The sequence below is a fragment of the Janthinobacterium sp. GW822-FHT07H11 genome (assembly GCF_058798615.1).
In genome coordinates this window covers 5552300-5565331 of sequence record NZ_CM179507.1, presented here as the reverse complement: position 1 = coordinate 5565331, position 13032 = coordinate 5552300, and the positions used below count along the sequence as shown (strand labels likewise).

9 protein-coding genes are annotated in these 13032 nt (G+C 66.0%); 1 reads left to right on the top strand and 8 read right to left on the bottom strand.

Annotated elements, in window-relative coordinates:
• The first annotated feature begins 43 nt into the window (after window positions 1–43).
• Window positions 44–784 carry a hypothetical protein gene (locus tag AC3RCJ_RS24545; protein ID WP_492959447.1) on the top strand — a complete coding sequence of 247 codons (741 nt, stop codon included), beginning with the start codon at window positions 44–46 and terminating at the stop codon, window positions 782–784.
• 39 nt (window positions 785–823) lie between these two features.
• Here AC3RCJ_RS24545 and AC3RCJ_RS24540 read toward each other — a convergent pair whose 3' ends face one another.
• From AC3RCJ_RS24540 to AC3RCJ_RS24505, 8 genes are all read right to left on the bottom strand, one after another.
• Complete coding sequence (locus tag AC3RCJ_RS24540) at window positions 824–1783, bottom strand: hypothetical protein (protein WP_492959445.1); 960 nt, start codon at window positions 1781–1783, stop codon at window positions 824–826.
• 130 nt (window positions 1784–1913) lie between these two features.
• Complete coding sequence (locus AC3RCJ_RS24535; protein ID WP_492959443.1) at window positions 1914–5030, bottom strand: efflux RND transporter permease subunit; 3117 nt, start codon at window positions 5028–5030, stop codon at window positions 1914–1916.
• 9 nt (window positions 5031–5039) lie between these two features.
• Entirely contained in the window at window positions 5040–6209 is a 1170-nt protein-coding gene (locus AC3RCJ_RS24530; RefSeq protein WP_492965250.1) for an efflux RND transporter periplasmic adaptor subunit, read from the bottom strand.
• Window positions 6210–6222: 13 nt separating this feature from the next.
• The gene (locus AC3RCJ_RS24525; protein ID WP_492965249.1) at window positions 6223–7638 is read right to left on the bottom strand and encodes an efflux transporter outer membrane subunit; all 1416 of its coding nucleotides are present in this window, start codon (window positions 7636–7638) and stop codon (window positions 6223–6225) included.
• A 17-nt stretch (window positions 7639–7655) separates the two neighbouring features.
• Window positions 7656–8363, bottom strand: coding sequence for a CerR family C-terminal domain-containing protein (locus AC3RCJ_RS24520; RefSeq protein WP_492965003.1), 708 nt, complete (start codon window positions 8361–8363; stop codon window positions 7656–7658).
• A gap of 263 nt (window positions 8364–8626) precedes the next feature.
• Window positions 8627–9988 carry a hybrid sensor histidine kinase/response regulator gene (locus AC3RCJ_RS24515; protein WP_492965002.1) on the bottom strand — a complete coding sequence of 454 codons (1362 nt, stop codon included), beginning with the start codon at window positions 9986–9988 and terminating at the stop codon, window positions 8627–8629.
• A gap of 151 nt (window positions 9989–10139) precedes the next feature.
• The gene (locus tag AC3RCJ_RS24510; protein ID WP_492965001.1) at window positions 10140–10874 is read right to left on the bottom strand and encodes a 2OG-Fe dioxygenase family protein; all 735 of its coding nucleotides are present in this window, start codon (window positions 10872–10874) and stop codon (window positions 10140–10142) included.
• Between the two features lie 105 nt (window positions 10875–10979).
• On the bottom strand, window positions 10980–13028 hold the full coding sequence (locus AC3RCJ_RS24505; RefSeq protein WP_492965000.1) for a TonB-dependent receptor: 2049 nt from the start codon (window positions 13026–13028) through the stop codon (window positions 10980–10982).
• Window positions 13029–13032: the final 4 nt, after the last annotated feature.

Here is a 13032-nt window from a genome sequence, read left to right as displayed (position 1 = left end):
GCGGCATGGTGCCAGCCGCTCCCATTACGAACGAGGTCGCGGCATGACGATTTTTGGCATAGGCATCCACATTTTGATCGCGGTATTTTTTGCGATCCACGTGGTGCGCAACGGGCAGCAGCTGTACTGGCTGCTCATTTTATTCATGTTCCCGCTGCTGGGCAGCGTGGTGTATTTCTTCGCCATCTACCTGCCCAATTCGCGCCTGCCGCAAGGCGCGCGCAAGGTCGCTTCGGTGGCCGTCCAGGTGCTGGACCCGAACCGCGAACTGCGCGAGGCGAAGGCCGCCTTCGAGTACACGCCGACGGCGCAAAACCAGATGCGCCTGGCCAGCGCGCAGCTGGAAGCGGGCGATGCGCAGGAAGCGGCAGCGACGTATGAGGCCTGCCTGCGGGGCGCGTTTTCATCGGACCTGGAAATTCGCCTGGGCGCGGCGCGCGCCTATCTGGAGTGCGCGCGCGGCGCCGAAGCCCTGACGCACCTGGAATTCATCCGCCGCACGGATATCCATTTCCGTCCCGAGATGGTGTCCCTGCTGACGGCGCGCGCGCTGGCGCAGGCCGGGCGCCAGGCGGAGGCGAAGGCGCAATTCGACGATGCGCTGACGCGCTACAACAGCTTCGAGTGCCGCGCCGAGTGCGCGATCTGGGCGCTGCAGCAGGGCGACAAGGTGCTGGCCGAGCGGTTGCTGCTCGATATCGACAGTGCCATGGCCCGCTGGAGCAGCCATACGCGGGCTATGTATGCGCCGCTGCTGGCGCGCCTGGACGCGGCGCGCAGGTAGCTCGCTTGCGTGGAGTCAGGCCCGGCGGGTCTGCCCGCATTAAATTCCAGGTACCGGGTTTTTTCCTTCAACTAATTGATAGCCCTTGCCATCGAAGCCATAGCGCGCGTGGCTGTTCAGGGGCGTGGCGATGCGCGGCGGATCTTCGTCCGGCTTGACCGTGACGCCCGGCTTGATCTTTTCGGTGGCGCCCTTGAAATCGATCAGCAAGTCATCATAGGCGCCGCCATTGCGCGCCGGGGCGAAGCGCCAGTTCCCCTTGACCATCCAGCACTCGTCCGTTTCAGGCCCGCAGGCGCCCATATTGTCCGAGTACAGGTCGATGGCGCCATCGAGCGAGGCGACCTTGCCGTCGCCGATTTCAAACAGGGCCAGTTGCGTGATGGTGTAGCCCTGGCCCGTATAGCCGTAGCGGATCGCCAGTCCCGGCTTGTTCGCGCCCAGCATGACCCAGTGGACTTCGCCGAGCTGCCCCGACGAGCCCAGGGCGGCGATGTTTTCCAGGCGTTGCACGACTCTCCACTGGCCGTCTCCGGGCTGGCCCTTGGGCGCCAGGAAAAAGACATTCAGCAGCCCCGGCGAGGCATGCGCCGATTCGGCCGTGCCTTCCGTGTTGGCTGTTTCCGCATTCGCCACCAGGATGGCGCTGCCATCGGGCAGCAGCTTGTGGCTGACGGCGCTGACCACGTAACTGAGCTTGTCGACGTGGTTGTCCGGATCGGGCAGGTCGGCCAGCGCATCGTCGCTGTCGTCGCGGTAGGCCTTGCCGAAGACGGCGCGCATCATGCCTGCTTCGCGCTCGCGCGCCTGCGGCGTGTTCATCTCTTCGGTCTTGGGGGCTGTGGCGGCAGGCGGCGGCACGATGTCGGCCGGCGCCGGTTCGACGGCTGCTGCTGGTGCGTCGGCGGCTTCCTGCGCCTTGGCGGGCGCGGTTTTTTCCGAGCAGGCGCCCAGCAGGGAGCAGATCAAGAGCAGGGCCAGCGGAGTGCGGTAATTCATAGGCAGGGCAGATTGCGTTCATGGAGAATGGCCGCAGTATGCCAGATAGATGGAAGCGGGGGAGCGCGGCCTGCGGCTGCTCCCTCGCTTCCTTGCCCGCAGGGGGCGATTTCGCCATCGGTCGTGACGTTTATTTTTCCAGCGCCACCTTGTCGTCGCGCCGCGCAGGCGCCTTCTGGCGGCGCAGTTTCGCCATGCCGCGCTTGAGCAGGTGCTCGAGGTCGTCGATATAGGTGAACACGGCCGGCACCACCAGCAGGCTCAATAAGGTCGAGGTGATCAGGCCGCCGATGACGGTAATGGCCATCGGCGAACGGAAGCTGGGGTCGGCGCCCCAGCCCAGCGCCAGCGGCATCATGCCGGCGCCCATGGCAATCGTCGTCATCAGGATGGGGCGGCTGCGCTTGTGGCAGGCGTCGACCAGCGCGTCGAAACGGTTCATGCCGGCCTGGCGCGCCAGGATCGCATAGTCGACCAGCAGGATGGAGTTCTTGGTGACGATCCCCATCAGCATGATCAGGCCGATCATCGACGGCATCGACAGCGCGCTGCCCGTGACCAGCAAGGCCACGAAGGCGCCGCCGATCGACAGCGGCAGCGCCGCCAGAATGGTCACCGGTTGCATGAAGTCCTTGAACAGCAGCACCAGCACGCAGTAGATGCACAGCACGCCGATCAGCATGGCCAGGCCGAAGCTGGCGAACAGCGAGGCCATTTCCTGCGCGTCGCCCAGTTCGGCGATCTTCACCGACGGCGGCAGATTCTTCATCGATGGCAGCGCGCGCGCTTCTTCATTCAGTTCGCCGAGCGTGCGCGAGCCGAGTTCCACGTCCAGGGTAACGTTGCGGCTGCGGTTCAAGCGGTCGATCTGCGCCGGGCCGCTTTCCATCGTCACCGTGGCCACGTTCGCCAGGCGCACGGGGCCATTCTTGCCGGGCACGCTCAGGCGCTCGATGGCGGCCAGGTCGGCGCGCACGCTGTCGGGCAGCTTGACGCGGATCGGCACCTGCCGCTCGGGCAGGTTCATTTTGGTCAGGTCCGTGTCGTAGTCGCCGGCCGTGGCCACGCGCACGGTCTCGCCGATGGCTGCCGCCGTCACGCCCAGGTCCGCCGCCTTGGCAAAATCGGGACGCACGATGATTTCCGGGCGCACCAGCGAAGCGCTGGAATTGACGTTGCCGATGCCTTTCAGGCCGCGCAACTCGCGCTCGACCTTTTGCGCCGCTGCCATCAGCGCCACCGGGTCTTCCGAGCGCAGCACCAGCTGCATCTTGACGCCCGTATCGGGCGGCCCGACCGTGAAACGGGCGCCGGGGATCGTATCGAGCTTGTGGCGCAACTGCGTTTCCAGGTCGGCCATCGATTCCTTGCGCTCCGTGCGATGCACGGTGGTCAGGGTCAGCACGGCGCGGCGCGCCTCGGCCGCCGCGCCGGGGGCGAAGGCGTCGCCGCTGGAGCCGCCGCCGATCGAACTGAAGACGCCCTTGACGCCTGGCGTGCGCATGGCCGCATCGCGCGCCATGGCTGCCACGGCCTGCGTTTCACCCAAAGTGGAGCCAGGCGGCAGTTCCAGGTTGATCTGCGTCTGCGCGCGGTCGGCGGCCGGCACGAAGCCCGTCGGCAGCAGCGGCACCAGCAGGATCGCGCCGACAAAGAACAGGGCCGCGGCGATGGCCGTGATGCCGCGGTGGTTCAGGCACCAGCGCATGACCGTCAGGTAGCGCGTCATCAGCCAGCCATCCTGTTCCTCCTTGTGCGGCAGCGGTTTCAATATGTAGGCCGCCATCATCGGCGTGAGCAGCCGCGCCACCACCAGCGAGGCCAGCACGGCCAGCACGGCCGTCCAGCCGAACTGCTTGAAGAACAGGCCGGGAATGCCGCTCATGAAGGCTGTCGGCAGGAACACGGCCACCAGCGCGAAGGTGGTGGCGATGACCGCCATGCCGATTTCGTCGGCCGCTTCCATGGCCGCTTCCATGGGCGACTTGCCCATGCGCAGATGGCGCTCGATGTTTTCGATTTCCACGATGGCGTCGTCGACCAGCACGCCGACGACCAGGGCCAGCGACAGCAGGGTGACGGTGTTGAGCGTGTAGCCGAACCAGTAGATGCCGAGGAAGGCCGGCATCACGGACAGGGGCAGGGCGGCCGCGGCCACCAGGGTGGCGCGCCAGTCGCGCAGGAACCACCACACCACCAGCACGGCCAGCAGCGCGCCTTCGTACAGCAGTTCCATCGAGCCGTCGAAGTTTTCCTCGACGGGGAAGGCGTTGTCGATCGACTGCTGCAGCACCACATTCGGGTTTTCCTTTTGCAGGTCGGCGATGGCCGCGCGCGCGCCCCTGGCGACGGCCACTTCGCTGGCGCCCTTGGTGCGGAATACCTCGAAGGCGACCACGGTCTTGCCATCCTGCTCGGCCAGCGCGCGTGGCTCGGCCACCGTGTCGCGCACCGTGGCCACCTGCTCCAGGCGCACGTGGCGGCCATCCGGCAGCGGCACTTCGACGCGCGACAGTTCATCGGCCGTCTTCACGGTGGCGATGGTGCGCACCGATTGTTCGGCGCCGCTGACGTCGCCGCGTCCGCCCGGCGCTTCGCGCTGCACCAGGCGCAGCTGGCGCGAGACGTCCAGCGCCGACACCTTCAGCGCGGCCATGCGCGCCTCGTCGAGCTCCACCTGGATCTCGCGGTAGACGCCGCCCACGCGGGTGACGGCGCCCACGCCGGGCACGGTCAAGAGGCGCTTGGCCACCGTGTTGTCGACGAACCAGGACAGGTCGGGAGAGTCGAGCGGGTTGTCGACGCCCCCTTTCGCCGTGGCGATGAAGGTCAGCACCACGCGCCCGGCCGTGGACGCCTTGGTGACGGTGGGGTCGCGCAGCTCGGCCGGCATGTCCGCCTTGACCCGCGCGACGGCGTCGCGCACGTCGTTGACGGCTTCGGCGATCTGTTTTTCCAGGATGAATTCGACGGTCACCGTGACGACGCCATCAAGCACCTTGGTGTAGATGTTTTTCACGCCTTGCAGGGTGGCGACGGAATCTTCGATCTTGCGCGCCACTTCCGTTTCCAGCTGGGCCGGTGCGGCGCCGGGCAGCACCGCGCTGACGGTGACGATGGGCAGTTCGATGTCGGGGAAATCCTGCACCGGATTGGCCTTGTAGGCCAGCAGACCGGCCAGGGTCAGCAGCGCGAACAGCATGATGGCCGGGATCGGATTCTTGATCGAGAGGGAAGAGAAATTCATGGTCTCTCCTTATTTTTTCACTGCCGGCGCTGCCACCGGCCTGGCCGCCGCCGCCGGGTTGGCGACATTGCGTACCAGGTCGCCATCATTGAGGAAGCCTGCGCCGCTGACGACGATCGTCGTGTCGGCCGTGATGCCGCTCAAGACTTCGATGCGGTCGCTCAGGCGCCGCCCGGCCTGTACCTTGATCTGGCTGACCCGCTGGTCGGGATTGAGGCGGAAGACATAGCTGAAGCCATCGCGCACTGCGATGGCCTGCTGCGGCACCGTCAGCGCGCCCGAGGTACCCAGTTCAAATTCGCCGCTGGCGTACATGCCCGCCTTGAACGGCGCGTTGTTGCCGGTGCTGGCCGGCAGGTCCACGTACACCAGGGCCGAACGCGTCTGCGGATCGACCGTGGGGGCGATCATGCGCACCTTGCCCGTCAAAACGCTGCCATTGGCCGCCTTCACTTGCGCCAGGGTGCCGGGCTTCAGGTTCAGCAGCTCGGTGGCCGTCACTTCGGCGCGCCACTCGAGGCGGCCCTGGCGGATCATGCGGAACAGTTCCGTGCCGGCGCCCACCACCGACCCGACGGTGGCCGAGCGCGAGGAGATGATGCCGCTGTCGGGCGCGACCACCTGCGTGTATTTCAGGCGCAGCTGCTGCGATGCCAGCTGCGCCTTGGCCGACGCAATGCGCGCGTTGGCCGTCTGTTCGGCCGTCAGGTACTGGCTGATCTGCTGTGCGCTGATGGCGCCCGTGCTTTGCAGCGAGCGGGCGCGCTGGGCGTTCGCTGCCGCCTCAAGCGCATTCGCTTCCGCTTCCAGCACGGCGGCCTTCGCCTGCGCCACGTCGGCATTGACCGTGTCGTTCGAGAACACGGCCAGCACCTGGCCGGCGCGCACCACGTCGCCGACATTCACGCGCACGTCGGTGAGGCGCAAGCCGTTCGATTCGCTGCCGATGACGGCTTCCTGCCAGGCAGCCACGTTGCCGTTGGCGTTCAGCTTGATGGGCAGGCTGGCCTTTTGCGGCCTGGCCGTGGTGACGGTCAGGGCCGGTTTCGGCGCCGCGTTCTTGTCCTTCGCCTCGTCGGCCGCCGTGGAGGAAGGAGAGTACAGGGCCACGCCGGCGCCCAGCATCACGCAAAGGGCGGCCAGCGCGAGCGCCATCGGTTTCAAGGTCATTTTTTTCATGTTGTTCTATCCGTCAGGGTACGTTGTTGGCGATGGCGGTATTGCTGTCCCAGCCGCCGCCGGCGGCGCGGTACAGCGCCACCCAGGCGGCGCTGCGTTCGCGCTCCAGGTTGACCACCGTGTTTTCGGCGGCCAGGCGCGTGCGACGCGCGTCTTCCAGTTCGATCAGGCTGGCCAGGCCATTCTTGTAGCGATCCTCGGTGGCGACAAACGACACGCGGTAGCCTTCCAGGGCTGTCTTTGCGTGGCCGCTGCGCTCGTCCGTGCTGGCCAGGTTGACCAGCGCCTCTTCCACTTCGCGCACGGCCTGGCGCACGCCGGCGCGGTATTTCACCACCGCTTCGTCATAGCGCGCCTTGGCCGCATCGACCTGGGCGCGGCGGGTGCCGCCGTCGAAGATGGGCAGGCTGACGGCCAGCGGGCCGATGCTCCAGGTGCTGGCCGTGATGCTGGTGCCGCCAGCGCGGATATTGCCCTTGCCGATGGAGCCGGCCAGGCTCAGGCGCGGATAGCGCTGCGCCTGCGCGCCGCGCACTTCGAAGCTCGCCGCTGCCAAATCGCGTTCGGCGCTGTAGATGTCGGGGCGCTGGGCGAGGGTTTGCGCCGGCAGTTGCGCAATCGCCACGGGCGAGGGCGCAACAAAGGGGCTGGCCGCCAGCTTCTGGCGCAACGACGTTTCCGGCAGGGCCGACAGGGCCACCAGCGCCTTGACGTTCACATCGCAGGCGGCGCGCTGTTCGATGGCGCGGCTGGCGCCTTCGGCGGCGCTGGCGCGGGCCAGGGCGGCGTTGGCGGGCGGCTGGAAGCCGGCGCCGGCGCTCAGCGCCGTCAGGCGCGCCGAGTCGCGGCGCGAGACGGCATCCTGTTCGGCCACGGCCTGCAATTGCTGGCAGGCGCGCAAGGCGTAGTACTGGTTCGCCACTTCGGCGGCCACCGAGACACGGGCTTCGTGCCAGAGCGCGCGGGCGCTGTCGTAGCGTTCCTGCGCCGCATCGCGCGTGGCACGGTTGGCGCCAAATACATCGATCTCCCAGGACGCCTGCAACGCCGCCTGCGAGGTGGTGCCGCCGGGCTGGGCCGATTGCTGGCTGGTGCGCACCACGCTGCCTGTCGCGTCGAGCGTGGGTGCCAGCGCGGCGCCGCTGGCGATGCTGTCCGCGCGCGCCTGCACGATGCGCGTGCCGGCGGCGGCGATGGTGGGGCTGACCTGCTGCGCGTCGGTGATCAGTTCCACCAGCAGGCGGTCGCCCTGGCCCTGCCACCAGCTGGCCAGGTCCGTCAGCTTGCCATTATGCGGCAGTGGCGCCTGCCACTGTGCGGGCGCGCTGGCGGCCACCGCCGTGGGCGGCCCCTGCAGGGCGCAGCCGCCCAGTGCCAGCACGATGCTGACGGCCAGGGCGCGTTGAACGGTGCATCGAATAGTCGTCATGCTGGTCCTTCTGCTTGTCATTGAGCGCTAGGGGGAGAGGGAGGAATGGCTAGGCGGCGGCGCTCCACGTCGGCCATGGCCAGCGCGTAGTCGGTCATGCGCGCCAGCCAGGTATCGATGGCGTGCGGCGTTTCCAGCAGTTGCGGGCGCAGGGTTTGCAGGACGTCGGCGCCCACCATGTGCTGCAGGGCCAGCGAGGCGATGGAGAACGCCAGGCGGTGCATGTCGTCGCTGTTATCGGGCGCGCCCAGGTGGCGCGCCAGCACGCGCGTGAGCGCTTCGTGCTCGGGGCGGATGTTCTGGTCGATCTCGCGTGCCCACAGTCCCGTCGGTTCGAGCATTTCGCGGCACCACAGGCGCATGCAGTCGCGTGCAATCTCGCCTTGCTGCATGGGGGCGAGCAATTGCGCATAGAAGCCTTCCAGGCTTTGGCGCAGGGTGAAATGCGGCTGCTCGTACAGGGCGATATTGTCTTGCGGGCTGGCCGACTGCTGCGCAAAGGCGGCGCGGTACAGGCCTGCCTTGTCGCCAAAGTAGTAGCGGATGGCGGCGGCGTTCGTGCCTGCCGCCTGCGCCAGTTCGCGCGTGGACGTCTTGGCGTAGCCCTGCTCGGCAAACAGGCGGATGGCGCTATGCAGCAGGCGCTCGCGCGACTGCTCGCCATCGGAGCGGGGCTTGCGTCCGTCGTCGGCCTGGGAAGTGGAGGTGGCGTTTTTTTCAATCATGCCGGAGATTTAATCACATATCTCAAACGTTTGGTATAACTAAATCATTTGATTTAGTTAAGGAAAGATGAAGATGATGAAAAACGCGGGCAAAAAAAAGCCCGCGGTTGTATTCGCGGGCTGAATCCAATGTTCGGAGAACGAATTGGAGGAGACAGTTCTACTATAGCGCTGAAAATGGTGCACTGCAATACCGTAGAACTACTGTATTCATCTCTTGTTGATGGCAAAAAAACAGTATTCCATGCTGCGCCGCACAGAATTCAGGCCTTGCTGCGCAGGGCCAGGGTAAACGTGCTGCCGGAACCGTAGTCGCTGTTGAAGAACAGGGCGCCGCCGATGGCGTTGGCCAGGTTCTGGCACAGGTACAGGCCCAGTCCTGCCCCTTCCACGTGGCGCGTGGAGGTGGAGTCGAGCTGCGAAAAGGCCTGGAACAGCTTGGCCTGGTCTTCTTCCTTGATGCCGGCGCCGCTGTCGGCAATGCTCATTTCCGTCACCAGCACGCCGTCTTCCTCGCGCTGGTGCAGGCTGATGCGCACTGTGCCCTGTTCCGTGAACTTGATGGCGTTGTTGAGCAGGTTGATGAGGATTTGCGTCAGCGCGCGGCGGTCCGTGTCGATGACCACGGGGCGCTGGCCCGGTTCGCCCAGCGCCATTTCCAGCGCCAGGCCCTTTTGCTGGGCCAGGGGGCGCAGGGTGTCGGCCACTTCGGCCATCAGTTCCTGGCAGGGCACCGGTTCGATCGACAGGGTCAGCTTGCCCGCCTCGATCTTGGCCACGTCGAGGATGTCGTTGATCAGCGAGAGCAGGTGGCGCGCGCTGGCGCGGATGGTATTGAGTTGCTTGTCCTGGTCGGACGTCAGGGGACCGGGCAGTTTCATCAGCAGCGCGCCGGTAAAGCCGATGATGGCGTTCAGCGGCGTGCGCAGTTCATGCGACATATTCGCGATGAAGGCCGATTTCATGCGGCTCGCTTCGGCCAGTTCCAGGTTTTTCAGGGCGATTTCGCGGTTGATGGTTTCCAGTTCGGCCGCATGGTGCGCCAGGCGCATGTTCAGCTCGATCACCTGGCGTTCGCGCGCCTGCAGTTCGCCATTGACCTGCACCGCCTGCTCATACGTGGAAATGAGCAAATCGAGGATTTGCTGGCGCTCCGCGTTGATGAAATGCTTCTGGTCGCCCAGGTACAGCGCGATGCCGATTTCCACGTTCTGGTTCTTGCGCAGCTTCTGGTTCATCAGCATGTGGCTGATGCGGTTGAGCAGGTAGTCTTCCGCATACGGCTTGCGGATGAAATTGTCGGCGCCGCATTCGATGCCGCGGATGATGTCCTTCGGGTCGTTGAGCGAGGTGACCAGGATCACGGGAATGTCGCGCAGCGTGGGGTCGGACTTGATGGCGCGGCACAGGTCGTAACCATTCATTTCAGGCATGACGATATCGGACAGCACCAGGTGCGGCTTGCGCTCGCGGATGGCGGCCAGGGCCAGCTGGCCATTCGCCGCCACGCGCGCGTTGTAGTGCAGCGACTGGATCAGGCGGCGCAAGCGCTCCGCCTGGGTCGGGCTGTCCTCGACGATCAGGATCTCGATTTCGTCAGGCTTGATTTGGTTGATGGAGTCCACAGACCTCTCCTAGAATTCAGTAATTGGATGCTGGGCGCAGTCGGCGCGCAGTATCGACATCCTATGACTATATCGGATTTAAGTCTGTAAAAGTAACTTCCAAGTAACTATTTTGGACGCCAGGCATGCGACCCGCCCGGCCTGATGCGCGCTAGTTTTCGCCCTGGAATTGACCCGCCCGGTAGGTCAGCACCAGCGTGTCGCGGTGGCCATGTTCGCCGACGGGCTGCACCGGTGTCGATTCGTGGATCACGGCTGCATCGTCGAGCAGCAGCAGCGACCATGGTTCGGTGAGGGTGAAACGCTTGCCATTGGGGCCATCGGCCTCGAAGATGCGCGTTTCGCCGCCCTTGATCTGTTCGCGTCCGATCAGCAGCACGGCGACGAAATCGACGCCATCGCGGTGCGCGCCTTCCGGCGTGGGACGGCCGATGCCATCGGTGGTGTCGATGCGGAACTGGTGCGCCTCGATGAACCAGGGCTGGCTGCCTTTCACGCTGGAGCAGGCATCGCCCAGCGCGCGGATCAGCTGCTGCCACGCCGCCTGCGCGACCACGGACGATTCGACCGGCTCGAACAGGCGGTGCATGCCGCCGTGCAGGGCGTTGTATTCGACCGGCTGCCAGTGCGGGCGGTGCGCCGTCTGCGTCAGGCGCGCGCCATCCTGCACGAAGCACGAGTGGCGGCGGCGCCGATAGCGGCCGCCATCCTTCAGGTAGTTGTCCAGCGCCAGGGTATTCCAGCTCGGCTCAAGCGCGCGCAGCGCGTCCAGCGGGCAGCCTGCCAGCGCCGCCACGTCCTGCGGGCGCAGGACGGCATAGCCGTCGTCGCGCAAGGCGTCCTTGAGGCGGGACGGGTCGGTAAAGATCGGTGCGGAAGTGCTCATGGCGGTGCGGGCCGGAACGCGGCCTGTATCAGTTTGTCCAGCCTGGCATTCTACGACTTCGCGGCGTTTCCTGTGCAGTGTGCGATACGAATTATTCTTGTTGAGTTAAAAATTCTTTACCAGGGTCAGGCGCAGCGAGCGCGATTCCACCGGATGGAAGTGAATATCGTCGACCGGCTGCGCCTCGCCGGGCAGGCGCGAGGCATAGTAGTAGTCGATGGCCGAGTCGCGCCGGTTGGCCAGGTTGTAGCCTTCGAGTTCCACGCGCAAGGTCTTGTCGATCCGGTAGGCGATGCGCCCGTTCAAGCCGACGCTGGCGGCGGAGCGCACGCTGTTGTCCTCGATCAGGGGGCGCGGGCCGAAATAGCGCAGGCGCAAGGAGCCCGACCACGGCCCTTGCGGCGTCAGCGTCAGCGCCAGCTGGGCCACGCCTTCGATGGCGCCCGGGATGAAGTCGCCAGCCGGGTCGCTGCCGCGCGAGCGGGCGCGCGCATACGCCAGGTCCAGGTCCAGCGACAGCCAGCTGGCCGCCTTGTAGTAGCTGGAAAACTCGATGCCGTAGCGACGGCTTGGGCGGCCCGCCTCGGTGGCGCCGGCGTCGCCGATGAACAGCAGTTCGGAATCAAAGTCCAGGCGGTACAGCGACAGCGCGGTTTGCAGGCCGGCGATGGCGGCGCTGCGCAAGCCCAGTTCCAGGCCCCGCGAGCGCACCAGGGGCGTGACCTTGGCGGCCGCTTCGCCCGTCTTCGGATCGACCGTGATGGTCGTGCCGCGCGCGTCGTTGCTGTGAAAACCATTGCCAATATTGATATACGCTTCCGTGTCGCGCCACGGCCCCGCGATCACGCTCAGGCTGGGGCTGAACAAATGATCACTGGCCTGGCCCGAATTTTCCGGCCGGTCGCCGCGCACGTCGAAGCGGTAGGCGTCCGCGCGCAGGCCGGCCACGGTGCGCAGCGATCGCGACCAGCGCGTGCTGTTTTCGCCATATACGCCGATGCTCGTTTCGACGATATGGTCTTGCCGCGTGGTCGACAGGATCTGGCGTTGCCGCGTGTGGTACAGGCCATTGTGGATATTGTCGTTCTGTAGCTGCAGGCCGATGGTGGTGTCGCTGCTGCCCCTGTCCGTGTGACGGTGCCAGGTGTGGCTGGCATTGACGCCGGCCGTCACGCGCCGGTCGGGCTGGGCGAACTGGTCGCCGTTAACCGGGTCATCCATTACATACGTAAAATTCGAAAACAGGGCCAGGCGGTTGGCGATCACATACGCGTTGACCCTGGACGACACGTCGTCCGTCGTCTGGCGCCAGGCGCCCGACAGGCTGTAGCGCTGCGCCTTGCCGCCGTCGCTGGCATCGATGGCATCGAAGCGGTCCAAGCTGCCATCCCGCACGGCGCGCAGCGGTATCTGGTCGGTGGCGTTCCAGCTGGCGTCATACGCCATGGCCGTGACGTTGAAGCCGTTGTTGGCATAGCCTTCGCTGTAGCGCAGCACGCCATTGCGCTTGCGGTAGCGGTCCGGCTGCGTGAACGGGCCGTCGTTGTGCTGCGCTTCGAGCGCGTACAGCACGCTGCCATTGCCCGCATCGAGGGAGTCGGCCAGCAGGGCGCGGCGAAAGCCGTTTTGCCCGATGCCCGCGCTGGCGACGCCCTGCGTCAGGCGGTTCGCGTAGACGACGGACGCCGCTCCCGCCGAGGAAAAATCGCCCTGCGCGGCCGCATACGGCCCCTTTTTGTAATCGAGGCGCATGGCCAGTTCGGGGATCAAAAAGTTCAGGTCCGTCCAGCCCTGTCCGTGGCCATGGCTGCGCTGGTTGACGGGCATCTCGTCGACGGTGGTGCGCAAGTCGGTGCCGTGGTCGAGGTTGAAGCCGCGCAGGTAGAACTGGTTGGCCTTGCCCTCGCCGCTATGCTGGCTGGCGATCAGCCCCGGCACGGCTTCGAGCAGTTCGCCGGGCCGGTAGCTGGTGCGCGCGTCGAGCTGCTGTTGCGTGACGCTGCCCGCGTTGGCCGAATCGGCCACGCCCAGCTGGTTCAGGCGCGAACCGTCGACCAGCACGCGCTGGAAGAGGTCGTCGGCGTGGCTGGCGGTGGCTGTAACGGTGGCTGTAAACAGGGCGGCGAGGAGGAGGGGAAGGGAGCGTGGCGTCATGGGG

Bases quoted from the DNA above. Each gene is read 5' to 3' on its own strand.
- AC3RCJ_RS24505 (WP_492965000.1), bottom strand. From the start codon at position 13,028: ATGACGCCACGCTCCCTTCCCCTCCTCCTCGCCGCCCTGTTTACAGCC.
- AC3RCJ_RS24510 (WP_492965001.1), bottom strand. From the start codon at position 10,874: ATGAGCACTTCCGCACCGATCTTTACCGACCCGTCCCGCCTCAAGGAC.
- AC3RCJ_RS24545 (WP_492959447.1), top strand. From the start codon at position 44: ATGACGATTTTTGGCATAGGCATCCACATTTTGATCGCGGTATTTTTT.
- AC3RCJ_RS24540 (WP_492959445.1), bottom strand. From the start codon at position 1,783: ATGAATTACCGCACTCCGCTGGCCCTGCTCTTGATCTGCTCCCTGCTG.
- AC3RCJ_RS24525 (WP_492965249.1), bottom strand. From the start codon at position 7,638: ATGACGACTATTCGATGCACCGTTCAACGCGCCCTGGCCGTCAGCATC.
- AC3RCJ_RS24530 (WP_492965250.1), bottom strand. From the start codon at position 6,209: ATGAAAAAAATGACCTTGAAACCGATGGCGCTCGCGCTGGCCGCCCTT.
- AC3RCJ_RS24535 (WP_492959443.1), bottom strand. From the start codon at position 5,030: ATGAATTTCTCTTCCCTCTCGATCAAGAATCCGATCCCGGCCATCATG.
- AC3RCJ_RS24520 (WP_492965003.1), bottom strand. From the start codon at position 8,363: ATGATTGAAAAAAACGCCACCTCCACTTCCCAGGCCGACGACGGACGC.